Annotated in this window: 20 protein-coding genes; 8 read left to right on the forward strand and 12 right to left on the reverse strand. The window is 68.2% G+C overall.

Annotated features, from left to right (window positions below; genetic code table 11):
* Positions 1–91: 91 nt before the first annotated feature.
* Positions 92–832, reverse strand: a complete 741-nt coding sequence (gene fabG / locus J2W78_RS02270; RefSeq protein WP_012252330.1) for a 3-oxoacyl-[acyl-carrier-protein] reductase — start codon at positions 830–832, stop codon at positions 92–94.
* A 112-nt stretch (positions 833–944) separates the two neighbouring features.
* Positions 945–1877, reverse strand: a complete 933-nt coding sequence (gene fabD / locus J2W78_RS02275; RefSeq protein ID WP_253367677.1) for an ACP S-malonyltransferase — start codon at positions 1875–1877, stop codon at positions 945–947.
* A 346-nt stretch (positions 1878–2223) separates the two neighbouring features.
* Here fabD and J2W78_RS02280 point away from each other — a divergent pair, with 346 nt between their 5' ends.
* Complete coding sequence (locus J2W78_RS02280) at positions 2224–2553, forward strand: hypothetical protein (RefSeq protein ID WP_253367678.1); 330 nt, start codon at positions 2224–2226, stop codon at positions 2551–2553.
* Positions 2554–2614: 61 nt separating this feature from the next.
* Here the strand turns inward: J2W78_RS02280 and J2W78_RS02285 are convergent, their stop codons facing one another.
* On the reverse strand, positions 2615–3808 hold the full coding sequence (locus tag J2W78_RS02285) for an aminotransferase class I/II-fold pyridoxal phosphate-dependent enzyme (protein ID WP_253367679.1): 1194 nt from the start codon (positions 3806–3808) through the stop codon (positions 2615–2617).
* A gap of 365 nt (positions 3809–4173) precedes the next feature.
* The gene (locus J2W78_RS02290; RefSeq protein WP_253367680.1) at positions 4174–5208 is read right to left on the reverse strand and encodes a hypothetical protein; all 1035 of its coding nucleotides are present in this window, start codon (positions 5206–5208) and stop codon (positions 4174–4176) included.
* A 346-nt stretch (positions 5209–5554) separates the two neighbouring features.
* Here J2W78_RS02290 and J2W78_RS02295 point away from each other — a divergent pair, with 346 nt between their 5' ends.
* On the forward strand, positions 5555–5719 hold the full coding sequence (locus J2W78_RS02295; RefSeq protein ID WP_253367681.1) for a hypothetical protein: 165 nt from the start codon (positions 5555–5557) through the stop codon (positions 5717–5719).
* A gap of 203 nt (positions 5720–5922) precedes the next feature.
* Here the strand turns inward: J2W78_RS02295 and J2W78_RS02300 are convergent, their stop codons facing one another.
* Complete coding sequence (locus J2W78_RS02300) at positions 5923–7287, reverse strand: RsmB/NOP family class I SAM-dependent RNA methyltransferase (protein WP_253367682.1); 1365 nt, start codon at positions 7285–7287, stop codon at positions 5923–5925.
* 89 nt (positions 7288–7376) lie between these two features.
* Here J2W78_RS02300 and J2W78_RS02305 point away from each other — a divergent pair, with 89 nt between their 5' ends.
* Entirely contained in the window at positions 7377–7604 is a 228-nt protein-coding gene (locus J2W78_RS02305) for a DUF1674 domain-containing protein (protein WP_253367684.1), read from the forward strand.
* Positions 7605–7660: 56 nt separating this feature from the next.
* Here J2W78_RS02305 and J2W78_RS02310 read toward each other — a convergent pair whose 3' ends face one another.
* Positions 7661–8431 (reverse strand): NAD kinase, encoded by a 771-nt coding sequence (locus tag J2W78_RS02310; protein WP_003604954.1) that lies wholly within the window; start codon positions 8429–8431, stop codon positions 7661–7663.
* 105 nt (positions 8432–8536) lie between these two features.
* Here J2W78_RS02310 and cutA point away from each other — a divergent pair, with 105 nt between their 5' ends.
* Positions 8537–8860 (forward strand): divalent-cation tolerance protein CutA, encoded by a 324-nt coding sequence (gene cutA, locus J2W78_RS02315; protein WP_253367686.1) that lies wholly within the window; start codon positions 8537–8539, stop codon positions 8858–8860.
* A 79-nt stretch (positions 8861–8939) separates the two neighbouring features.
* Here cutA and J2W78_RS02320 read toward each other — a convergent pair whose 3' ends face one another.
* Positions 8940–9101: a hypothetical protein gene (locus tag J2W78_RS02320; protein ID WP_253367688.1), complete on the reverse strand. Its 162-nt coding sequence runs from the start codon at positions 9099–9101 to the stop codon at positions 8940–8942.
* A gap of 275 nt (positions 9102–9376) precedes the next feature.
* Here J2W78_RS02320 and J2W78_RS02325 point away from each other — a divergent pair, with 275 nt between their 5' ends.
* The gene (locus tag J2W78_RS02325; protein ID WP_253367690.1) at positions 9377–9922 is read left to right on the forward strand and encodes a PilZ domain-containing protein; all 546 of its coding nucleotides are present in this window, start codon (positions 9377–9379) and stop codon (positions 9920–9922) included.
* A 265-nt stretch (positions 9923–10187) separates the two neighbouring features.
* Positions 10188–11666 carry a glucose-6-phosphate dehydrogenase gene (gene zwf / locus J2W78_RS02330; protein ID WP_253367692.1) on the forward strand — a complete coding sequence of 493 codons (1479 nt, stop codon included), beginning with the start codon at positions 10188–10190 and terminating at the stop codon, positions 11664–11666.
* A gap of 205 nt (positions 11667–11871) precedes the next feature.
* Here the strand turns inward: zwf and J2W78_RS02335 are convergent, their stop codons facing one another.
* The 3 genes from J2W78_RS02335 to J2W78_RS02345 all read right to left on the reverse strand — a co-directional run bounded on the left by J2W78_RS02335 (position 11872) and on the right by J2W78_RS02345 (position 18042).
* Complete coding sequence (locus J2W78_RS02335; RefSeq protein ID WP_253367694.1) at positions 11872–14232, reverse strand: PAS domain-containing sensor histidine kinase; 2361 nt, start codon at positions 14230–14232, stop codon at positions 11872–11874.
* 185 nt (positions 14233–14417) lie between these two features.
* Entirely contained in the window at positions 14418–17054 is a 2637-nt protein-coding gene (gene pepN / locus J2W78_RS02340; protein WP_253367696.1) for an aminopeptidase N, read from the reverse strand.
* 79 nt (positions 17055–17133) lie between these two features.
* Positions 17134–18042: a hypothetical protein gene (locus J2W78_RS02345; RefSeq protein ID WP_253367697.1), complete on the reverse strand. Its 909-nt coding sequence runs from the start codon at positions 18040–18042 to the stop codon at positions 17134–17136.
* 393 nt (positions 18043–18435) lie between these two features.
* On the opposite strand from J2W78_RS02345, the gene J2W78_RS02350 reads away from it, so the two are divergent.
* Complete coding sequence (locus J2W78_RS02350) at positions 18436–18876, forward strand: VOC family protein (RefSeq protein WP_253367698.1); 441 nt, start codon at positions 18436–18438, stop codon at positions 18874–18876.
* Positions 18877–18921: 45 nt separating this feature from the next.
* Here J2W78_RS02350 and J2W78_RS02355 read toward each other — a convergent pair whose 3' ends face one another.
* Positions 18922–19086, reverse strand: coding sequence for a hypothetical protein (locus J2W78_RS02355; protein ID WP_253367699.1), 165 nt, complete (start codon positions 19084–19086; stop codon positions 18922–18924).
* A gap of 99 nt (positions 19087–19185) precedes the next feature.
* Positions 19186–19695 carry a hypothetical protein gene (locus J2W78_RS02360; protein WP_253367701.1) on the reverse strand — a complete coding sequence of 170 codons (510 nt, stop codon included), beginning with the start codon at positions 19693–19695 and terminating at the stop codon, positions 19186–19188.
* A 677-nt stretch (positions 19696–20372) separates the two neighbouring features.
* Between J2W78_RS02360 and J2W78_RS02365 the strand changes: the two genes are divergently transcribed.
* Entirely contained in the window at positions 20373–24050 is a 3678-nt protein-coding gene (locus J2W78_RS02365) for a PAS domain S-box protein (RefSeq protein ID WP_253367702.1), read from the forward strand.
* Positions 24051–24157 lie beyond the last annotated feature (107 nt).

Below are 24157 nucleotides of genomic sequence, written 5' to 3' on the forward strand. Positions count from 1 at the left end.
GTTAACACAGGGTTTCCGCTCTGGCGAGTGGCGGTTCAGAAAGCGTTCATCGCCGTGGTTTTCCGGTTGGAACACCTCTTTGTGGACATTCTCAGTACATCGCCATGCCGCCATTGACGTGCAGCGTTTGGCCCGTCACGTAACCCGCTTCTTCCGAGGCGAGATAGACTGCGGCGGCACCGATTTCGGCGCCCGTGCCGAGTCGTCCGGCGGGCACGCGGGTGAGAATCGTCTCGCGTTGCTTCTCGTTCAGCGCATCGGTCATCGCCGAGCTGATGAAGCCGGGCGCAATGCAGTTCACCGTGATCCCGCGTGTCGCGACCTCGGCTGCGAGCGCCTTGGTCATGCCCACAAGACCTGCCTTGGCCGCGGCGTAGTTGCCCTGGCCCGGATTACCGGTGGCGCCGACGACCGAACCGATGCCGATGATGCGGCCGTGACGGCGCTTCATCATCCCCCTGAGCGCGGCGCGCGACAGCCGGAAGGCGGCGGTGAGGTTGACGTTGAGCACCGCCTCCCATTCCTCGTCCTTCATCCGCATGAAGAGGTTGTCGCGGGTGATGCCGGCATTGTTGATCAGGATGTCGAGGCCGCCGAGGGCCGATTCGGCGGCAGGAAGCAGGGCTTCCACCGCCTCCTTGTCGGCGAGGTTGGCTTCGACCACCGCGACGCGCTCGCCGCCGAGTTCCGCCGCCAGCTCGTCGAGCACCGCACGGCGGGTGCCGGACAGCGCGACGTGGGCGCCCTGCGCGTGCAGCGCCCGGGCGATCGCCCCGCCGAGCCCGCCGGTTGCGCCGGTGACGAGGGCCTTCCGGCCGGTGAGGTCGAACATGGTGGCGGCTCTTCTGGTCGTCGTGGAAATTCGGAGTGCCTCATAGAACGCCCGATCACCGATCGTCGCCCCTCCGGGTACGATGGTGCGGCGGGGGTTCCGAGAGAGACACTCAGGCGTAGGCGGCGACGTCGTCGGGGGTGCCGACCGCACTCGTGGTCGCGCTCGGCGTAATCCGCTTGACGAGGCCGGTCAGCACCTTGCCGCTGCCGAGTTCGAAGAAGCGGTCGACGCCCGCCTCGGCCATGGCCGCGATGCTCTCGCTCCAGCGTACGGTGCCGGTGACCTGGGTGATCAGCGCATTGCGGATCGCGTCCGGCTCGGTGAGCGGGCCGGCCGTGACGTTGGCATAGACCGGCACGACGGGGGCGTGCATCGATACCTCGGCCAGCGCCCGGCGCATCGCTTCGGCGGCGGGCGCCATCAGCGCGCAATGGAACGGGGCGGAGACGTTGAGGAGCACCGCGCGGCGCACGCCGCGGCTCTGGGCCAACGCCATCGCCCGCTCCACCGCCTCCCGGTGGCCGGAGAGCACGACCTGCCCCGCGCCGTTGTCGTTGGCGACATCGCAGACCAAGCCCTGCGCCGCCTCGCCGGCGATGTCGCGTGCGGTGGCGAGATCGGGTCCGAGCAGGGCGGCCATGGCACCGATGCCCGGCGCGACCGCCCGCTGCATCGCCTCGCCGCGAATCCGCAGCAGGCGGGCCGTATCGGAAATCGAGAAGGTGCCGGCGGCAGCGAGCGCCGCGTATTCACCGAGAGAATGACCGGCGACGAAGGCCGCATCGCGCGCCAGATCGAGACCGCGCTCGGCCTCCAGCGTGCGCAGCACGGCCAAGCTCGTCGCCATCAGCGCGGGCTGAGCGTTGGCCGTCAGCGTCAGCTCTTCGGACGGTCCCTCGAACATCAGGCGCGAGAGATTCTGGCCGAGCGCGGCATCCACTTCCTCGAAGACCTGCCGGGCGGCCGGGAACGCTTCGCTCAGCGCCTTGCCCATGCCGACGGCTTGGCTGCCCTGTCCCGGAAAAATGAACGCTCGCGTCATGTCGTCCTGTCGCCTCGGCGCCGGAACGGATGCACCGGCGGATCGGTGTCCCGTCCGATGTCACGCCGTACCGTCGCAGTCACCAAGCGGGACCGGCAGTACGGGGATCGTCGGGAACCCCGTTTAAGGTGCGGCGCAGTCGCATCACGTGCGGCGGGTGTCAACAATGCGCTGCACAAGATCAGAGCGACGGAAAAGCCAAGATCGACCAGGGATTCAGGCCGGCGATCACGGCCGAGCTTGGCCTGCACCCTCGAACATTATCGATATTGCGATCAGAACCGGGTTCATTTCCGCGCATTGATCGAGAGGCCCTCGCTTGGATGGGCCCTGCGAGACACACGCCATGTTCCGCACGATGCATCCCCAGGAGGCGGTCGGGCACGCGCATGCCCTGATCGGTGCCTATGAGACCGCCCATGCCGGGCTCGCCCGGATCTCTCACGAGTTCCGACGCGACCTGTGTGTCACACTCGATCGGCTCGGTCCCGGCGCGGCGCCCTATCTGCGGGCCGTCCGCAGCGACCTCGAAGGTCGCACCGTGGAGGCGCGGGCGACATGGCCGCTCTGGATCGACCGGCTTACCGACCCGATGATCGATCGCCGCTTGATCGCGTCCCGTGCGCTGCTCGACGCCGTCGAGAGTGAGGCCGACGCTCGCGGAATGATTCTCTGAGGCATACCTCTCGAAGCCTCGATCGCCGGCTTCCAGGGGACGGCGCTCCCGGTGCCGAGACTTAAGCGGCGACGCGTAGGCTCGGCCGGCGCGAACGCTCTGCGAGATCGGCGCGTGCCCGGTCCAGCGCCGCGGCGACCCCGATGGCGGCCCGTTCGATCTCCGCGTCGGAATGCTCGGCGGTGACGTGCATCCGCAGGCGGCTGGTCTCGTCCGACGCGGTGAGATCGACCAGCAGGCCGAGTTCGATCAGGTGCGGTGCGGCCAGGCGAGCGAGTTCGCCGGAGCCGATCGCGACGGAGACGCTGGTGCAGGGCTCGCCGCAGACCGCGAGCCCCTGCTCGCGCAGGGCCGTGCGCAGGTTCAACACGTTGCGCATCAGCCGGGCGCGGCGCTCGCACCCGTCGGCCTCGTCGAGGATGGCGAAGGCCTTGAGGATCACCGCGATCTGGATCGGCGAGAGGGCCTGCGCGTCGGCCTCGGTGGTCCGCAGGCAGGCCGTCACCGCGCGGGTGCGGGCGGCGACGAAGCCGCCGTTCGAGGCGAAGCACTTCGAGAAGCTGCCGATGACCAGGTCGGCCTTGCCCAGCATGTCCTGAAGGCCGAGATGGCCGCGCCCGTCCTCGCCGAGACAACCCAGGTCCTGGGTTACGTCCACGAGGAGGGTCGCGCCGTACTCGTCACAGAGCGTGCGCAGGGCGGCGAGGTCCGGCGTGCCGGAATCGAGCGGAGACAGGCTCTCGGTCACGACGAGGATGCCGTTCTCGGTGTCGCGCGTCCGGATGGCCCGAAGCCGGGCGCGGCAATGCCCGGCATCGAGATGGCGGAACGGCTGAAGGTTTGCGGTCGCGGCCTCGGCACTCTCCCGGAGGCCGTTCCGGATGGCGGCATCGATCACCACGTGGTCGGTTGGGTGCACGAGGCCGCGGATCACGGCGCGGGCCGCGGCGCGGCCGGTCGCGCAGAGCAGAGCCTCCTCCATCTGAAGGAAGTCGGCGATCCGGCGCTCCAAAGCCACCGAGAGACCGGGATCGCCGGCTTCGGCCGCGGCGCAGACGCTGCGCACGCCGAAGCGGCGAAGGGTGTCGGCGGCGGTGGCCACGATCTCAGGGTGGGTCGAGAGGCCGAGGCAATCCTGCGAAGCGAAGTCGAGCCCACGGAGAGGGCGGTCGCTGAACGAGGCGGCCTTCGGCAGAAGGCGGACGCCATCCGTGCGATCCCGGTCCGTCGCGTCGGTCTGTTCACGATGTCTCATGCCATCCCGTCCGATGCCGCGTCGATCTTGAGACCCGACTTTCGGCGGGGGCGGCTTGCCATCGGGTTAAACGGCAACGGTCCAGGGAAAATGCATCGGCGCGTATTTAACGAAATGCTTCTTCCGGCATTTTGAACTGATCGCCGATTTTCCCCTTTGGTGCCGAGATGAGAGGGGCGCCGGCTCGGCTAAACTTATCGAAACGTGAATCGAGATGACTGGAAATCTTTCGCAAACCATTTTCGTGCGGTTGGGATCGGCTGCCGTCCCCTGCCGCTGATGGATGCTGCGCTTCCAAACGGTTCGGGGCGCCCCCTTGTCCAGGCGGCGCCCCAGCATCGTGCGCGATCGGGTTTGGCGTCGGATCAGATCACCGGGATACCCGTCATACTCGCGCCGATTCCGTAGCCGTCGCCGAAGAGGGCCTCGTGCGCGAAGTAGTAGACACCGAGGAACAGCATCAGGGCGCTGGCATAGTAGACCGGCGCCAGAACCACGTCCCGGCGGGTGGCGGGGACCCGGGCGTCGTCGGCGGCGATGGCGATCAGGACCGCGATGATGCCCGAGTGCCCGATGGCGTCGATCTTGCCGAACTCGACGATGGCCGAGATGAAGACCGCCGTCAGGATGATCGCCGAGGCGCGGCGCACCAGGGGCGTCCAGATCAGGGCGAAGGCCAGCGTGAACTCGATGATGCCGGCGGCCTGCATGAAGAGTTCCGGGGAGGCACCCATCGTCATGGCGGGCTTGGCCGCGATGAGCGGATCGGTCCAGTGCGGGTAGGCCCACTTCTCGACCGAGGCCCACATCAGGGTGATCGCGGCGGCGATGCGCACCACGTCGATCGGGCGCTGGCCGAACAGGTCGCGGTCGAGGGCGGTCAGGGCGAGGAAGGCGGCGACGCCGAGGAACACCGGATAGTCGGCGAGGTGGAAGACGCCGTAGTTCCAGACGGCGAAGCCGAACAGGAACACGATGCCGGCGGCGGTGAAGGGCAGGGTGCGCTTCCAGAGCAGACCGGCGGCCATGGCGAGCTGGAGCCACGGGATCCAGGCGACATCGGTCTTCAGTTCCGGCGTGAGGATGATGCCGCCGAGGTTCCAGAGTGAGACGAGGAAGAAGCCGACCACCGCCCGTACGATCAGGCCGCTGTTGACCCGAGCGAAGGCAGTGACGCGATCCAGCGCGTTGAGGAGCGCGGTGCCGAGCGGCGTGCCCTCCATCAGGCAGCCGAACATCAGGCAGCCGAGCGCCAATCCGGTGAGAAGCTCGAAGTCGGCGCAGAGGACCTGTTCGAGGCCGCGGGGCTGCCCGGCGACGTCGAACGCACAAAACCATTTGACGTGGGCGCTGGCCGCCCCCGTTCCGAAAATCAGGAAGCCTGCTGCGCCTGCAAGCATGAGAGGAGAGCGCACCCAGAAGCTGGACACGTGAGACATGGAGCCGCCGAAACGGGAGGGAAGTTCGTTGTGCAGGAAAAACTTAACGCAATCTGATGGGCCTTGCTAAGGCTTTGTTTACCCACTTGAACGATTGGTTAACGGGGATTGTGTAACAAAGGTTATGCAACCTTTAGGCGCTCGATCTGCTTCGTCGACGCGTCGTCTTTTCGGGGTGATCGGCTAACCTGTGGAGAACGGGGGTAGCGGGGATGCCCGACAGCGCGGCAGGCGCGTTAACGCCTTGGAAGGCCGTGTTGACGACGGCTGGACCGGCGCCGTGTGGGTCGCTCGATCGGGACAAGGAATGATTGCACTGCTCAGCCTCGTCAGTCTGACCTGCGGCCTCGCTCTCGCCGGACAGGCGCCGCGCTTTCCCGGCTGGACAGCCCGGATGGAGATGGCTGGCGGTCTCTCGCTCGTGACGGGTCTCGCCACGGTCGGGGCTGGCATTGGGGCCTATTGCGGGTGAGCACGCGTGTGCTGCGCCCGGACCACGGGAAACCGGGATCAAAGGATCATACTAAATCCGTCTGATCCTTTCGGGATGGCGGATTTGGGCTTCGGCGGGATCCCATCGCGCTGGCGCGATGGAGTACCGTCCTCAGGCGCCGCGCGGGCTTGCTGATCCGGTCCCCGCTTGGATCGAGCGGAAACCGTATCAAAGGTCCGGGTTCAATCGCGCCGCCGCAGAAGGCTCGCGAAGAACCCGTCGAGGCCGCCCGCCCGCCCGGTGCTGCCCACCACGTGACTGGGTAAGGTGCGCAGATCGCCCGAGGCGTCGATCAGCTCGGCATGGCCGAACAACCGATCGGGCGTGATCGCGATCCGCTCGAAGTCCGGATTGCGGTCCAGGAACGCCGCCACCTGCGCGCTGCCTTCCTCGGGCTCGAGGGAGCAGGTGCAGTAGACCAAGCGCCCACCGGGGCGCGTCAGCCGTGCGGCCTTGTCGAGCAGGCGGCGCTGAAGGCCGGCCAGGCGGATCACGTCCGCCTCGCTCTTCGTCCAGACGACATCGGGATGGCGGCGGATCGTGCCGGTCGCCGAGCAGGGCGCATCGAGCAGCACCGCATCGAAGGGCGCGTCCTCCGGCAAGGCGAGGGCATCGGCGGTGACCACCTCGGCGGAGAGGCCGAGACGTTCGAGGTTCCGACCGAGGCGTTCCAGCCGCACGGCCGAACGGTCCACCGCCGTCACCGCCGCACCTGCGGCGGCGATCTGGGCCGTCTTGCCGCCAGGGGCCGCGCAGAGATCGATGACGCGCTCGCCCGAGACAGGTGCCAGCAGCCGCACCGGCAGGGCGGCGGCGGCATCCTGCACCCACCATGCACCCTCGGCGTAACCGGGAAGCTCGGCCACCGCCTGCCGCACCTCGGCGAGCCGCACCGAACCGAGATCGAGCCGGATGCCCCCGAGCCGCTCGGCCCAGATCTCCGGATCGTGCGGAACCGTGAGATCGACGGCCGCGCCGTCGAGATGCGCGACGGCGATCCGACGCGCCGCCTCCTCACCGTAGGCAGCCTGCCAGCGCCGGGCGAGCCAGTCCGGGGTGTTGCGCGCGAGCGGATCGCTCTCCTGAGCCCGGATCGCGTCACGCTCGCGCACGATCCGGCGCAGGACGGCGTTGACGAGGGGCGCGAGGTGCTGGAGCTGCGGATCGGCTTTCGCGAGGCGCACCGAGAGATCGACGGCGGCGTGGTCGGCGACTGCCAGATCGAGGATCTGCGCGGCGCCCGTTATCAGCAGGGCGAGGAGGTGGGGACGATCCTCCGGCAAGCCGTCCCGCAGGCGGGCGGCGAGCGCTGCCTTAATGAAGCCGAGGCGGCGGAAGCTCGCCGTGGCGATTGCCCGGGCGAGTGCGGCTTCTCCCGCATCCAGCCCCGCGCCGCGGGCGGCCTGGGCGAGTGCGTCCTCGAGCGCGAGGCCGCGGGCTGGCCCGAGCAGGGTCGCCACCGCTTCCCGCGCCGCGTGGCGCGCCGCGAGGCCGGGGACCGACGGGTCGAAGGGGGGCGGCGGGCGGCGGTTGGGGGGCGGTGGCACGCGTAAAGGGCCGTTCTGGGCTAAAAGGGATCGGCGGGGTCTCGCCCCGGAGCCGACGCAGTCACATCTGTCGGCAAGGTATGCAAGCCATGAAGGAGATCGGCATGACGCAGGCGGATGCCAAGGAGCCGGACGCGGCCTCGCGCGCGCTTTCCCCGGCGGCGCAGCGCGCGCTGGCGGAAGCGGCCGAGCGGCGGGCAGCGATCGACGCCCGCGCGGCCAAGATCGCCGAGCGGCCCGAAAGACTCGGGCGCGGCGGGCTGGAGCCGGTCCGCTACGCGGATTGGGAAGTGAAGGGCCTTGCCAGCGACTTCTGACCGGACGCCGACCCTGACCCCCTCGAAGGGCATCCGGCGTCGGCCTCGGAAGCGAATCAGCCGAACTGCTCGCGCAGGATGCGCTCTTCCAGGCTGTGACCGGGGTCGTGCAGCAGCACGAGATCGGTGGCGTGGTCGAGCCATGTCTCCACCGTACAGACCCGGCGGAACTCGGTGTGGTCGGCCACCGCCGCGACGGGGCGGTGTTCGGCGTCGATCACGTCGATGCGGATGCGCGCGTGGTTCGGCAGCAAGGCGCCGCGCCAGCGCCGGGGCCGGAAGGCGGAGATCGGCGTCAGCGCCAGGAGATGCGCGTTGAGCGGCAGGATCGGTCCGCCGACCGAGAGGTTGTAAGCGGTCGAGCCGGCGGGGGTCGCAGCGAGGATGCCGTCGGCGATGAGTTCGGGCAAGCGCACATGGTCGTCCACCGAGACCCGCAGCTTCGCGGTCTGGTGGGTCTGGCGCAGCATGTAGACTTCGTTGATCGCCCGCGCCGTGTGGCTGTTCCCCTCGGTATCGGTGGCGATCATCGTCATCGGGTGGATCGTCGACCGCTTGGTCGCCTCCAGCCGTTCGAGCAGGCCTTCTTCCCGGAACTCGTTCATCAGGAAGCCGACCGTGCCGCGGTTCATGCCGTAGATCGGCTTGGGCGCGTCCATGAAGCGGTGCAGCACCTGCAACATCAGGCCGTCGCCGCCGAGTGCGACGACAACATCCGCCTCTTCGGGCGAGACATGGTCGTAGCGGCGCATCAGCAGGTCCGCCGCCTCCCGCGCGTCGGCCGTGGGGCTCGCCACGAAGGCGATCCGTGAGAAGCGACGCGGCATCCGTGCTGTCAGCCCTGTTGACGGGAAGAGGCCGAGCCGGTCTCACTCGGGGTCCGAACCGGCCACCCGCGAACGGGCGCCGGCCTGCCGAGGGAGAGCCATAGCATGGAGCGACCGCTCCTCGTCTACACGACCTTTCCCGATGCCCCGACCGCGCTCGACATCGGGGAGGCGCTCGTGCGCGCCCGCCTCGCGGCCTGCGTGAACGTTCTTCCGGGAATGCAGTCGGTCTATGCCTGGAAGGGCGCGGTCGAGCGCGGCACGGAGGTCGTCGCGATCCTCAAGAGCCGAGAGGGACTGGCCGACGCCCTGGCGGCGGAGCTGAAGCGGCGGCATCCCTACGAGACCCCGATCATCCTGCATCTCCCGGTCTCGGGGGCCGACCCGGACACCGTGGCCTGGATCTGTTCGGAAACCGGCCTCGGCTGATCGAACCCATCTCGGCCGACATGCGAAGGGCGCGGACCCCGTCACCGGCGCCGCGCCCTCGAGACGTCTCTCTGGCGCTTCAGGCGCCGAGGAGGGGTGGGAACAGGCGCTGCCGGTGGGCGATGCTCGCCTCGTAGCGCTCGGCCTGCAGCCTCGTCAGGCCTGAGACCAGGGCCATCGACCCGCGATAGACGGTGTAGGTGCCATCCTGGGTCGGTTTCACGCGAATGAGCTCGGACATGGGACCTCTCCCTGCCAGGGGTCAAACTTCGAACGCGTTACGATGGCGACAGGTTAATCGGTTGTTCATGTCTTGCAAGCCGGTTTGAGCTTTGCGTCACAGACTATTTATGCTGCACCGCAAGAAGAGCCGGCTTGTTTCGCAGTGCGGCTGCGATCACGAGAATTGAGATCGATTTCTCTTGAATATCGGCTCAGGCTCGGCCGCGCAGGCCTTTATCGGCGACGCTCTGCGCGCGCTTGGTGCCGAAAACGTGTTCGACGAATGCCAAGTTTTTGCGCAACGAGATGCACGCGGGGGACGGGAGTCTGTCGCAATGCACATTTTGCATCAACACTTTGCCGGTATCGTCCGATCCGAGAAGCCTTATGCCATGGGCACCCATGCCGGACTCCCAGCCCCAGGTCGCCGACTTTCCCTTCGAGTTCATCACCGAAGACGCTGCGGCACAGGTCGAGGCCTCGCTTGTCGCGCGGCGAGAGGAACGGACTTCGACGAACTGGATCGCGCTGATCCGGCTGTTCGACGGCACCGAGATTCCTTGCAACGTCAAGGATATCTCCAAATCCGGCGCCAAACTCGGCGTGCCGGCGGCCTATGAATTGCCATCCGCCTTCATGATTCGAATCATTGGCCGGGACTTCGTGCTGCGGGTCAATCTCGCTTGGCGGCGAGGCAATTACGCGGGCGTGCGCATCGAACGCATCGCCAAGCTGCCGGTCGCAGACGAGAAGAAAGCCGTAGCCGTCGAGCCGGGCTCGAAGCCGAACCCGAACTACAGCTCCATCGGCTCGCGCCGCAGCCGCACCTCGGCCGAGTGAAGCGACGGACCCGCGAGCGGGGGTTGGTCGTCGCCCTCCGCCGAACGTGAGCGACGCGCCGTTCCGGTTCGGTCGTCTTGGCTTGTTTGTTCGGCAGCGCACTTGCAAGGCGTCGCCGTGAACCGATAACCCACCGTGCCGGACGCTTCCGAGCTTCGGTAACCGCTCGGGTACGAGCCGCGGGGCCGCAGGAGCCGTTTTCGGCCGCCGACCGGCACCTCGAATCCTGCGCGAAACAATCTTGCGCGAAACATGGGAGCCGTGCTTGGCCACCATCATCCCCGTCTCGCCCTTCGATTACGTCGTGTTCGGCGCAACCGGCGACCTGACGCAGCGCAAGCTCCTGCCGGCCCTCTACCAGCGCTACCGTGACGCCCAGATCCCCGAGACGAGCCGCATCATCGGCGCCTCGCGCAGCCACATGAGCATGGAGGAGTTCCGGGAGCACGCCCGCGACGCCCTGAAGAGCTTCGTGCCGCCGGCCGAGATCGACGATGCGCGCCTCGCCGGCTTCCTCGATCACCTGTTCTACGTGGCTGTCGATGCCCTGGGCGACGAGGGCTGGGACGATCTCAAGAGCCTGCTCGACGAGCGGCCCGACCGGATCCGGCCCTACTATCTCGCCACTTCGCCCGATCTCTACGGCTCGATCTGCCGCAACCTCGACCGCTACGGGCTGATCGGCGAGAACAGCCGCGTCGTGCTCGAAAAGCCGATCGGCAAGGATCTGAAGTCGGCCCGCGCCATCAACGACGCCGTCGGCGCGGTGTTTCCCGAGAGCCAGATCTTCCGCATCGACCATTATCTCGGCAAGGAGACGGTGCAGAACCTGCTGGCTCTGCGCTTTGCCAACACGATCTTCGAGCGGCTCTGGAACGCCGACGTGATCGACCACGTGCAGATCACGGTGGGCGAGACGGTCGGCGTCGAGGGGCGCGGCGGCTATTACGACACTTCCGGCGCCCTGCGCGACATGGTGCAGAACCATATCCTCCAGCTCCTCTGCCTCACGGCGATGGAGAGCCCGATCTCGCTCGAAGCGAACTCCGTGCGCGACGAGAAGCTGAAGGTGCTGCGCGCCCTCAAGCCCATCACCGCCGCCGACGTGCAGAGCGTGACCGTGCGGGGGCAGTACGTGGCGGGCGCGGTCAGCGGCAGGCCGGTGGAGGGCTACCACACCGACCTCGGCAACAATGCCGCGAGCCGCACCGAGACCTTCGTCGCCCTCAAGCTCGAAGTGCGCAGCGGGCGCTGGGCGGGCGTGCCGTTCTACGTGCGCACCGGCAAGCGCCTGCCGAAGAAGTTGTCCGAGATCGTGGTGCAGTTCCGCGCCTCGCCCTTCTCGATCTTTCCGACGGACGCCTTCGGACGCGAGCCGAACCGCCTCGTCATCCGGCTCCAGCCGGAGGAGGGGATGAAGCTCGAAGTGATGACCAAGGATCCAGGCCCCGGCGGCATGCGCCTGCGCCCGACCAATCTCGACATTTCGTTCGAGGAGACGTTCAAGCAGCGCTATCCCGACGCCTACGAGCGGCTTCTGATGGATGTGGTGCGTGGCAATGCCACCCTGTTCATGCGCCGCGACGAGGTTGAGGTGGCCTGGGCCTGGGCCGACACCCTGCTCAAGGCCTGGGCCGACCGCCCGGACCCACCGCGCCCCTACGCCGCCGGAAGCTGGGGACCGACCGCCTCGATCGCCCTGATCGAGCGCGACGGCCGCACGTGGCATGAGGAAATCGGCTGACGCTTCGGAGCATGGGGCGATCGGCCTAGAGCATCGTCTTTTTCCGAAAGCCGGCAGCCACCTTTCGGGACGATGCTTTAGGCCGCTCACGCCGGCGTCGGCGCCTGTGGCGGCTTTCTTAGCAGCGCGGAGCCCGGTGCTCGGGGTGACGCGCCGCATCGACATCGCCCATCACGGGGGCGCGACACACCCGCCGGGCTGATCCTCAGAGGGCGACGATCCTGTCGCCTCCGGCCCGGGGCACGCCGGTCATCTCGCCGATCGCTGCCAGCGTGTCCCGCTCGGCATCCCGTGCGACCTCGGCGAGGCGCTCGGGCGTCGGCATCGGCAGGCGTACCAACACCAGGGTGCCGATCCCTTCCTCCGAGCGGATGCGCAGCGACCCGCCATGCAGCTCCGCGGTGGAGCGGGCGATGGCAAGGCCGAGGCCGGAGCCCTTGTAGCTGCGGGTCAGGTTGGTCTCGACCTGCTCGAACGGCCGGCCGAGCTTGGAGATCGCCGCCTTCGGGATGCCGATGCCGGTATCGCCGATGAACAGGTGGACGAAGCCGTTGCAGGAGCGGCCGCGCAGGGCGACGCGCCCGCCCTCTGGCGTGAACTTCACCGCGTTCTGGATGATGTTGAGAAGGATCTGCTGGAGCGCCCGCTCGTCGGCCAGAACGTGCAGGGCACCGGCGAGTTCGAGATCGATGGAGACGGATTTGCTCGCCGCCTCCTTGGCCACCAGCATCACCGCCGAGCCGAGGGCCGTGTCAAGGCTGATGTCGCGGCGCACGAGCCGCACCCGCTTCGCCTCGATGCGCGACATGTGCAGGATGTCGTCGATGACCGAGAGCAGGTAGGTGCCGCTCTGCTGGATGTCGCGGCAATAATCGGCGTAGCGGGGCGAGCCGAGCGATCCGTAAACCTGGCTCTCCATCAGCTCGGCAAAACCCATGATGGCGTTGAGCGGCGTGCGCAGCTCGTGGCTCATATTGGCCAGGAACTCGGACTTAGCCTGATTGGCGATCTCGGCGCGGGCCTTCTGGTCGAGATGACGTTCGGCGAGGTCGGCGAGCTGCTGCGTCTGGGTTTCGAGGGTGCGGCGGGACCGCTTGAGATCCTTGACCGTCTCGATCAGCTCGCGTTCCGAGGTGACGAGCTGCTCCTGGTGGCGCTTGAGGCTGGTGATGTCGGTGCCGACCGAGACGTAACCCCCGTCCTTGGTCCGCCGCTCGCTGACCTGGAGCCAGCGTCCGTCCGTCAATTCCACCTCGAAGGTGCGCGACGGGCCGCGTTCCGAGCCCGGAATGCCCCGGCGCACGGGGGGGAGGGCGCCTCGTCCCATGATCTCGTCGTAGCGGCGGCCGGGCACCGCATCCTCGCTGGCCAGGGCGTGCAGGTCGCGGAACTTCGAATTGCACAGCACCAGCCGGTTGCTGGCGTCCCACAGCACGAAGGCTTCGGAGACCGCTTCCACCGCGTCGCGCAGGCGCATGTCGGCGGTGGCGGTGAACTCGGCGAGCCGGCGTTGCTCGGTGACGTCCATGGCGATGCCGACGAGATGGCGGCTGCCGTCGACTGCATCCTCGACGATCTCCGCGCGGGTGCGCAACCAGATCCACGCGCCGGACGCGTCGCGGATGCGAAACTCGTGATCGACGGTGGCGTGGCTCGCGGCGAGGTGGCGGGCAAGGCTGTAGAGATCGCCGTCCTCGGTGTGCAGCAGGGCGTTCACGTCGCCGAAGGAAAGAAGATCCTTTTCCGGCGTGTAGCCGAGCAGGGCGTACATCGAGTCGGACCAGAAGATCGTGCCGCGAGCGATATCCCAATCCCAGAGGCCGCAGCGTCCGCGCCCGAGCGCCGTGTCGAGGCGCTGCTTGACGAGATCGCAGACCTCGTCCGCCGCCTGCGCCCGCTGCGTCTGCAGGATGTAGGCGGTCGCCATGCCCGCCAGAACCAGGCCGATGGCCGAGAGGGAGACCGCGTGGTGGCCGAACATTCGCCACCAGTTGTCGGCCAGCGGCTCGAACCTCTGGACGACCGCGACTTCGCCCATCCCGTCGGACAAGCGGCGTGCCGCGACGACCGCCTGCCCGCCGCCCTGGAGGTTCACCGTCATCGCCCCGGCGCTCTCCCCGAGGATGGCGATGGGCTCACCCTCGGCGAGATACCCGGCGAAGGTTTCGGCCGGGGCGGGCGCGGGATAGGCGGCGCGAATCCGGCCGCCGGGGCCGATCACCAGAACCTCGCGCCCGGCCGGCAGGAGATGGACCGGCAGCACGCGCTCGAGCCGCGTCTCGGTGGCGGAGGACGGGCTCGACAGAGCGAGCGCGGAGAGGCGCGCGAAGGCTTCGACCTCACGGGTGGCCACGCGCATCGCCTCGTCGTGGCGCCCGCGCATCTGCACGGCCGCCACGCCCAGCAGCGTGAGCATGAAGGCGACGAGCAAAGCCGGAAGCGCGTAGCGAAGCCACGTCTCCGCCCGGATGAGGCGGGCCTGGGCAGTGCCGGTCGTACGTTGGATCCCGAGGATCGTGTCCGCGCGTGCGCGCGCGGACAGGGACGCGGACACCGCCCCCGACATATCGACACCTCTGCACTGTTTGGAAACGGCGCCTTGGCCTGGGCCGCGCCGGCTGCTTCGAATCGTATTCACAATGGACATCGCGGACCGGCGTTTGTCCACGCCGTTTTTGGGACGGAGAATTGACACGGCGCGGCCGGCAGCCGCCGCGGGCCACCGAAACGCTTTCCTCACCAAGCCCTTAACTAGCCGGCCAAACTCCGTGTCCCGATATCGGTCACATCACGAGAAAGACCGGGCGTGGCCGTGATGCGACGCAGGGCCGTCTCGGCGGCCGCCCGTCGCCCCGATTCGAGGCGGCGCCACGGGCCGAAGGCGGTCATCAGGCGCGCGGCGACCTGCGGGTTGGTGCCGTCGAGCGCCAGCACGGTCTCGGCCACCAGAGCGTAGCCGGCCCCGTCCGCGCGGTTGAACTGGGTCGGGTTGGCGAGGCTGAAGCTGCCGACGAGGGAGCGCACGCGATTCGGGTTCGTCATGGCGAAGGCCGGGTGGCCCTGAAGGCGGCGGATGCGCGCCACCGTCCCGTCCTCGGGGATCATCGCCTGGATCGCGAACCACTTGTCGAGCACCAGCGGCTCGCTCGCGTAGCGCTCGGCGAAGGCCGACAGCGCCGCCTCACGCGCCTCGCCCGGCAGAAGAGCGAGGGCGGCAAGCCCGGCGAGGCGGTCGGTCATGTTCGTCGCCCCCGCGATCTGCGCCTGCGCTAGAGCCGTGCCGGCCTCTGGGTCGGCGGCGGCGATCAGGTCGAGGGCGACGTTGCGCAGGGCCCGGCGCCCGGCCGCGGCCGCATCGGGCGAGAACGGGGTGCCCGCCGACTCCGCCAGAGCCTCGCGCAGGCTCAAGAGCCGGTCCGCCAAGCCTTTGCCGAGGCGGCGGCGCAGATCGCGGCGCGCGGAGTAAATCGTGTCCGGATCGATCTCCGTTCCGATCTCGTCGGCGAGGTCGCCCTCGCTCGGCAGGGCCAGAACCTGCGCGGCGAAGGCCGGGTCGCGCAGGGCCTCCGCATCGAGGAACGCGCCGAGCGCGGCGACGAAGTCGTCGGCACCCGCGTCCCCGGCCATCTCGCCGCGCACCTGCGCCGTCATGAGCCCGAGGGCGATGCGCTGGGCCGCCTCCCAGCGGTTGAAGCTGTCCGGGTCGTGGCGCAGCAGGGTTAGGCGGGCCGCGTCGTCAAGGGTGGTCTCGACGCGGACCGGCGCGGAGAACGCGCGAAACAGCGACGGCACGGGTGCCGCGCCGACATTCTCGAAGGTCAGGGTATCCTCGGCGGTGGCGAGCACGAACACGCCGTCCTCGACCCGCTCGGCGCGGGGGCCGTCGAGGGGGCCATTCGGGCCGACGAGGCCAAGGCCGATCGGGATGACGAGGGGCGGCGCATCCGCCCCGGCGCCGGGGCGCGTCTGGCGGAAGGCGAGGCGATAGGTCCGGGCGACGGGGTCGTAGGTGCCGGAGACGGCGACCCGCGGCGTGCCCGGCCGCTCGTACCATTCAGCAAAGCGCGAGAGGTCGCGGCCCGTCACCGCCGCGAAGGCGTTCAGAAAGTCCTCGACGGTGGCGGCCGTGCCGTCGTTGTCGGCGAAATAGCGGTCCATGCCGGCGCGGAACGCGGTGTCGCCGATCAGGGTGCGCAGCATCCGCACGATCTCGGCGCCCTTCTCGTAGACGGTCGCCGTGTAGAAGTTGTTGATCTCGGCATATTGCTTAGGCCGCACCGGATGGGCGAGCGGTCCGGCATCCTCCGGAAACTGGCGGGCGCGCAGGTTGCGCACCTCGGCGATCCGATGGACCGCGCGCGAGCGCATGTCGGAGGAGAACTCCTGATCGCGGAAGACGGTCAGGCCCTCCTTGAGGCAGAGCTGGAACCAGTCGCGGCAGGTGACGCGGTTGCCCGACCAGTTGTGGAAGTACTCGTGGGCGATGATCGCCTCGATCGCGGCATAGTCGCCGTCGGTCGCGGTCTCCGGGCTGGCAAGGACGTATTTGTCGTTGAAGATGTTGAGGCCCTTGTTCTCCATCGCCCCCATGTTGAAGTCGGAGACGGCGACGACGTTGAACACGTCGAGGTCGTAGGCGCGGCCGAACGCCGTCTCGTCCCAGGCCATGGAGCGTTCCACCGCGTCGAGCGCGTAGGCGGCCCGGTCCGCTTTTCCCGGCTCGACATAGACCGCGATCTCGACCGCGCGGCCCTCCATGGTGGTGAAGGGCTTGGCCACCCGGTCGAGCCGACCGCCTACCAGGGCGAACAGGTAGGCGGGTTTGGGCAGCGGGTCGTGCCAGACCGCGTAATGCCGGCCCGTCCCCGGCACCGTGCCCGCCTCGACCGGATTGCCGTTGCCGAGCAGCACCGGGGCGGCCTCCCGCTCCGCCTCGATGCGGGTGGTGTAGACCGACAGCACGTCCGGCCGGTCGAGGAAGTAGGTGATCCGCCGGAATCCGTCGGCCTCGCACTGGGTGCAGTAGACGCCGTTGGAGCGGTAAAGGCCCATCAGCCGGGTGTTGGCGGTGGGGTCGATCCGGGTTTCGATCCGAAGGGTGAACGGACGCTGCGGCGGGGTGTGCAGCGTCAGGCCTGAGGCATCGGCCCGGACGGCGTCCGGCGCCAGCGTCTGCCCGTCGAGTTCGAGCGCCAGGAGCGTGAGGTCGTCGCCGTCGAGAACGAGAGGTGCGCCCGCACGGCCCGCTGGATTCGGGCGCAGCGCCAGGGTTGCGGTCACGCGGGTGTCGTGCGGGTCGAGGCGCACGTCGAGTTCGACCCGGTCGATGAGGTGGTCGCTCGGGCGGTAGTCTTCGAGGCGAACGGTCGGGGGCGTCTCGGTGCGCATCGGTCTCGGGCTCGCCGTCGGGAAAAGCGTCCCGTCTTCTAGAGGCGATCCCTGCCGAGCGGAATCCGTCGTGGATCGATCAGCCCGCCGAGACCGCCTGTTTCGCCTGATGCCGGAGGGCGAGGCGGTAGGTCAGATCGCTCTGCGCCAGACTGCCCGCGATGAAGCGATCGAACGCGGCGACCCAGTGCGGGGTGAGGTGGATATAGGCGTTGCGCGGTCCCGAGCGGACGAGGAAGTTCCGCTCCTGCGCAACGGTCAGAATGTTGCGCACATGGCTGCGCGAGACGGCGAAGCGCGGCGCGAGATGGACGAGGTCCGATCCTCGGATGCGGCTCTCCGGGTCGCTTCCGCCCATCTCCGAAAGCGCCAGCAGGATGATCAGCGCGCTCGTGCTGCTGAGAAAGACGATGATCTCGAGGTTGCTCCACATCATGGCGATGATCGCATCGAAGGCGGCGACGGCGGACCGGGCGTGGGCCGCCTGGAATCCCAAGTCGCGCCGCCGCGCCGGTTCGAAACCCGGATCGGGATAGAGCCTGTCGAGCGGTGCGTAGTGGGCGGCCTTCCATTCGCGATCCCAGGCGAGGAGGCGCTCGGTCGGAAACAGGAGGCGCACGCGGCTGTCCTCCGGCTGCTGCCGGAGTTCGAGGTAGTTGGTCTGCACGAGGCGCGCGACGAAGCTGTCGATCAGCCTCGGGCTGGCGAAGCCGAAGCGGGCGACCGTCTCCTTGAGCAGGCTCAGCGTCGGCCAGCTCGCCCTGTCCGCCGGATCGTAATTGGCATGCTGGCAGACGATGATGGCCAGGGTGGTCACCCGCCCGGCATCGGCGCCGAACTGGGCGGGAAACACGCCGGCTTCGTAGACCTTGGCATGCTCCGAGACGAAGACGCGGCGTGCCTCGGCAAAGTCGGGATGGGCCAGGATCTGCTCAGGCGTCGCGTGTTCGACCTCGCCGATTCCCCGGATGACCGAGCCGGCGCTCATGCGCCGTCTCCCGGTCGCGGTTTGCCTGATCGGATCATCATCGCAGGATGGAACGAAGCGACGCTGGCCCGATGCAATTTGCGGAAATGAAAGCTCTCAGACGCGGCAATGTGCATGACGCCAACTCATCCACGAATGGCAATTTCGAATTGTTCAGTGTAATTTTGATTTAATATGCCAACAATCCTGCAGATGTTCGATAGCGAACGTGGTCGGACCGATCAATTGCACCAAGTGTGGCGCTTTATCAAAATCATGTTATTGGCCGACGGCCCGCTGCTCTCCGGCGGGCGCTGGCCGACAGGCCGCGCGGGATCCTGATCGGCCGCCCCGTTGACGGGCGTGTGAGCCGGGCCAGATAGCCGGCCATCCCTGTCATCATCCGGTGTGGTCATGGAATACTTGCACACGATGGTTCGCGTGGCGGACCTCGACCGCGCACTCGCCTTCTATGTCGATTCCTTCGGGCTCAAGGAGGTCCGGCGGGTCGAGAACGAGAAGGGCCGTTTCACCCTCGTCTTTCTCGCGGCTCCGGGGGATGTCGAGCGTGCGGAGACGACGAAGTCGCCGCTGATCGAGCTGACCTACAATTGGGATCCGGAGACCTATTCCGGCGGGCGCAACTTCGGGCACCTCGCCTATCAGGTCGATGACATCTACGCCTTCTGCCAGCGGCTGAAGGATGCGGGCGTGACCATCAACCGGCCGCCGCGCGACGGGTACATGGCCTTCGTGCGCTCACCCGACGGCATTTCCATCGAGATCCTGCAGAAGGGCGGCGCCAAGCCGCCGCAGGAGCCGTGGGCCTCCATGGAGAACACCGGAACCTGGTAGTCCGGCGGGTGGGCGCCCGGGCTCGATGCCCCGGCGCCCGTCCGGTCAGGCGTCGAGCTTGGGCGTGATGCCGAGTTCGGCGAGCTTGGCGCAGACCGCATCGACCGGCCGCTTGAGCCGGAGGCTGATGACGGAGACGGGTATGCCCTCGCGGGCCATGCTGCGCAGGCTCTGGACGGCGTCGAGGCTCCAGTTGGTATCGACCGACATGGCTTCCTCCTGTTTCTCAGGCGGCAAAGCGATCCGGTGAGACATCCTGCGGATTGCTTCCCCGGAACGAGGTGGATCGCAGGGGCAGGCGCGGCAACCTCACGCCGAACATCTGTGCACGCTCGCGAGTTGGGCGGCGCGAAGCGTCGGCCGACCCTGGAACGCCCCACGGAGCGGGACGTGTAGGCTCGAACGCTCCACGGCGAGGAGGATGTTGCATCCCCCCACAACGGCGCCCATCCCGTCGCGCAACGCCGTCGGGTAAGGCAGGAACGCCATTCGGCTCCCATCCGGCCGTTCGAGACCGATCTGGATGCCGCGCACCGCGCGCGCGCCTCTGAGGGTGAGCGCCAACGGCGACAGGTCGTGCGGCAGCGGCGTGCCGTCCGCCTCGAACAGCCGCCAAGCCCCGCACCAGCGCGCCTTGCCGATCACGGGGCGGAATCCCCAAAGATGCGCGGCGGCTTCGTTGTAGTAGGTCAGCCAGCCGTTGGAATCGGTCGTATAGAGTGGCGCATCGATCTGCCGAAACAGATCGGCCCGCGACGGCTCGTAGTTCCAGTCAGAATCGGGCGCGTCGAAATCGTAGGTGAAATCGTCCGTGTTCATCAGGCTCCCCAGGACGTCCGGGCATTCGAAATGCCCGCTGCCAGCACTTCGTGCCCCCCTCTGTCATGGGTTCCTGGGGACCTCCCGGCGCCTCGGCCGGTTTGGAAGGTCCTTCGGAGCGGTGCCGGAGCGCCACCCTCCAGATCGTCCAACCCTTGCGGGATTGTGCCTCGAAGCTTCCGGGGGCGGTCGCTCCTCGACGCCATGAACGGCATATTGGGCCGAACTGGGCTCTCTCGCCGGGTCTGATACGGACGAGGGGTAGAATGCACGTCTCGCCACATGAGGCAAGCGCCTCGATGGCATTTCACGAACCGGACGCCAGATTTGGATCGATTGAACTTATTGCAATGCAAAAAAGGACTGAGTTTCGTGCGGGATGATGCAGGTTCTATCTTCGGCAATGCGCTGAATACCACATTTGTTGTATGTCACGTCCATCATGCCGGGACCGGCTGCCGCGTGACCGTTTCCGATCGAAACGTCACGAAGCGGTTCTCGGCGGGACCTGCATTGATCCGCCGCAATGATTCGATGCACACCCGTCACGAGCCTTCCATGCATCGGCCCATCGCAGGGGACGCCGCCGCCGAGGAGCCTTCACTGTCCCATCGGTCCGCAAGCGCCGCTCCCGTCCGCGGTCCGGATCGCATCCACGGCCGGCGGAGCTTCGTTCGATGACCCGACTTTCCGCTGGCGAGAGCGTGCCGGCGTCTCTGCGTTTCCTTGCGGAGGGCGGGCAGACGGGCCGTGAGATCCTGGCCCATCCCTGGTCGGACACGTCGCTCGGGCCGCTGGAGGATTGGCCGGTCTCCCTGCGCACGACGCTGGCGACGATGCTGGCCTGCCCGGCCGCCATGTTCCTCGCCTGGGGCCCCGAGGGGATTTCCTTCTTCAACGATGCCTACCGGCCGGTCTTCGGCGACCGCTTGTCCCGGGCGCTCGGTGCGCGCTTTCGCGAGATCTGGGCCGACCTGTGGGCGGATATCGGCCCGCTGGCCGATGCCGCTCTGCGCGGCGAAAGCGTCGCCCAGCACAACCTGCCGCTTCTCATGGATCGCTACGGAGTGCCCGAGCAGAGCTGGTGGAGCTTCACCTACTCGCCGGTGCGCGACGATGCGGGCCACATCAACGGCATGATCTGCGTGACCGCGGAAACGACGGCCGAGGTGCTGGCCGACCGCGCGCGCCGCCGCAGCGACGAGCGCCTGGAGATGGCGCTCTCGGCTGGAGGCAGCATCGGCATCTGGGACTGGGACGTAACGGCCGATCGCGTCACCGCCGATCCGCGCTTTGCCGCGCTCTACGGCGTCGATCCGGAGATGGCGGCGGCCGGGGCGCCCGTCAGCGCCTTCTTTTCCGGAGTCCATCCCGACGACCTGCCGCGCCTGAGATCGAGCATTGAAGCGGTGCTCGGCACGGGGGGGCAATTCGATGCGGAGTACCGTCTTGTCCAGGGGGACGGGAGCATCCGCTGGGTCGCGGCGCAGGGTCGCTGCACAATGGCTGAGGATGGGACGCCGCGCCATTTCCCCGGCGTCAGCTTCGACATCACCGAGCGCAAGCGCATCGAGCAGGCGCTCCGCGACAGCCAGGACCGCTTCCGCGGCATCATCAACTCGGTCGATCAGATGATCTGGTCGACGCGGGCGGACGGCTACCACGACTTCTACAACGAGCGTTGGTACGCGTTCACCGGCGTCCCCGCCGGCACGACCGACGGCGAGGCCTGGAGCGGGATGATCCATCCCGATGACCGTGAGCGGGCTTGGGCCGTTTGGCAGCATGCCCTGGCCACGGGGGAAAACTACCAGATCGAGTATCGCCTGCGGCACCGCTCGGGCCTCTACCGCTGGGTGCTCGGCCGAGCCCAGCCGGTGCGCGATGCGGACGAGCGGATCGTGCGCTGGTTCGGCACCTGCACCGATATCCACGACCGCAAGCTCGCGGAGGAGCGCCAAGCCTTCCTGCTGGGCCTGAACGACCGGCTGAGGGAGGCGGACGACCCGCAGGCGGTGACGCAGGCCGCGGCCGCGACGCTCGGTGCCCATGTCGGCGCGTCTCGGGCCGGCTATGGCGAGATCGACGAGGCCGGCGAGATCGTGCGGGTCGAGCGCGACTGGACCCGCGACCCGTCGGCGCCGAGCCTCGCGGGCGTATCGCGCATCCTCGACGGGTTCGGCCCGGCGGCGATCGCGGAGCTACGGGCCGGGCTGACCCTCGTGGTGGAGGATTGCTACGCCGACCCCCGGGCCGGGCGCGATTACGCGGCGACCTGGGATTCCGTCGGGTGCCGGTCGCTCGTCGTCGTGCCGCTGATCCGCGAGGGGCGGCTGCGGGCGATCCTCTACCTGCACGAGCCGCAGCCGCGGGTCTGGCGCCCCGAGGAGATCGGGCTGGTCGAGGATGTCGCCCAGCGCGTGGGACATGCCGCCGAGCGCGCCCGCGCCGAACAGGCCGAGCGCGCGAACGCCCGCGAACTGCGCTTGGTCGCCGATTCGCTGCCGGTCCTCATCGCCCTGTTCGATGCGGACGGCGTCTGCCGCTTCGCCAATGCCGCCAGCGCCGACTGGTTCGGCATCCCTCCGACGGAGTCGGTCGGGCAGACGCTTGCCGCGCTGATCGGGCCGGCGGATTTCGCCGAGGCGCGGCCACGCTTCGAGAGCGCCCGCGCCGGCCACGATGTTCGCGCCGAGCGGGCCTGGCCGCGTCGGGACGGCAGCTCGCGCATCGCCGACATCCGCTACCTGCCGCGACCAATGCCGGACGGCTCGAGCGACGGAGCCTACCTGTTCGTTACCGACATCTCGGATGCCAAGCGTATCGAGGCGATGCTGGAGCGCGAGGTCGGCGAGCGCACCCGCGAGCGCGACCGCCTCTGGCAGACCACCAACGACCTGATGGGAACGGCCGGCCTCGATGGCCACCTCCGCAGCGTTAATCCGGCCTGGGGGCGCCTGCTCGGCTGGAGCGAGCGGGAGTTGCTCGAACGTCCGTTCCTCGATTTCATCGACCCCGAGGACCATGCCGGCACCGGCGCGGTGCTGGCACGGCTCGCCGGGAGCGAGCAGATCACCGATTTCGTCGACCGCATCCTCAGCAAGGACGGGCGCCGGCGCACGGTGATGTGGACGGCGGTGCCCGAGGGCGGCTGCTTCCACTTCGTCGGCCGCGACATCACCGACCAGCGTCTCGCCGAGGAGCAGTTGCGGCAGGCGCAGAAAATGGAGGCGGTCGGCCAGTTGACCGGCGGCATCGCCCACGATTTCAACAACCTCCTCACTGGCATCATCGGTTCGCTCGACCTGATGCAGACCCGTATCTCCCAGGGCCGCGTCGAGACCCTGGAACGCTATGCCGGGGCGGCCCTCACCTCGGCTCACCGTGCCGCGTCGCTGACCCATCGCCTGCTCGCCTTCGCCCGGCGCCAGCCGCTCGAACAGAAGCCCGTCGATGTGAATGCGCTGCTGGCCGGCATGGAGGAGATGCTCCGGCGTGCGCTCCCCGAGCAGGTGCCGCTCGACATCGTCGCCACGGACGGGCTCTGGCCCACGCTCTGCGATCCGCACCAGCTCGAAAACGCGGTGCTCAACCTCGTCATCAATGCGCGCGACGCCATGCCGGAGGGCGGCCGGCTCGTTGTCGAGACCGGCAATATCCAAATCGAGCCCGCCGATTTGAGCCTGCATCCGGGCGCCCGCGAGGGTGCCTATGTCTCCATCAGCGTCACCGATACGGGCCACGGCATGCCGCCGGAGGTCGCCGCCCGGGCCTTCGAGCCGTTCTTCACGACCAAGCCCCTCGGCATGGGGACCGGTCTCGGCCTGTCGATGATCTACGGTTTTGCCCGTCAGTCGGAGGGGCATGCCCGGATCGTCTCCGAGCCCGGCCGGGGTACGACGGTGACGATCTACCTGCCCCGCTACCACGGCGCGTTGCCGTCCGAACAAGCGTCGGCCGCATCGCACGAGCCGGCGCGCACGGAGCTGAGCGAGACGGTGCTCGTCGTCGAGGACGAGCCGGTGGTGCGCAACCTCGTCGTCGAGGTGCTGCGTGAACTCGGCTACCGCGCCATCGAGGCACCGGACGGGCCCTCCGGCCTGGAGATCGTGCGATCGTCCGCCCGGATCGATCTCCTGGTCACAGATGTCGGCCTGCCGGGTCTCAACGGACGCCAACTTGCCGACCACGCCCGCGCCCAGCGGCCGGGGCTGCGGGTGCTGTTCATGACCGGATACGCCGAGGATGCGACCTTCGGCGGCGGCCGGCTCGATCCGGACATGCAGATGATCACCAAGCCGTTTCCGGTCGAACGGCTCGCTGCACGCATCCGTGAGATGATGGAGCTTTCGTGAAAACCGGCCTGATCGTGGCTTGAAACGGGGGCTTTTCCGCCCGACAGCACACATCGACTTAGGGACGGCCCGGAACGGCCCAACACCGCGCACGTTGACCGGCGCGA

It is taken from the genome of Methylorubrum extorquens (genome assembly GCF_024169925.1).
Classification (GTDB): Bacteria; Pseudomonadota; Alphaproteobacteria; order Rhizobiales; family Beijerinckiaceae; genus Methylobacterium; species Methylobacterium extorquens_A.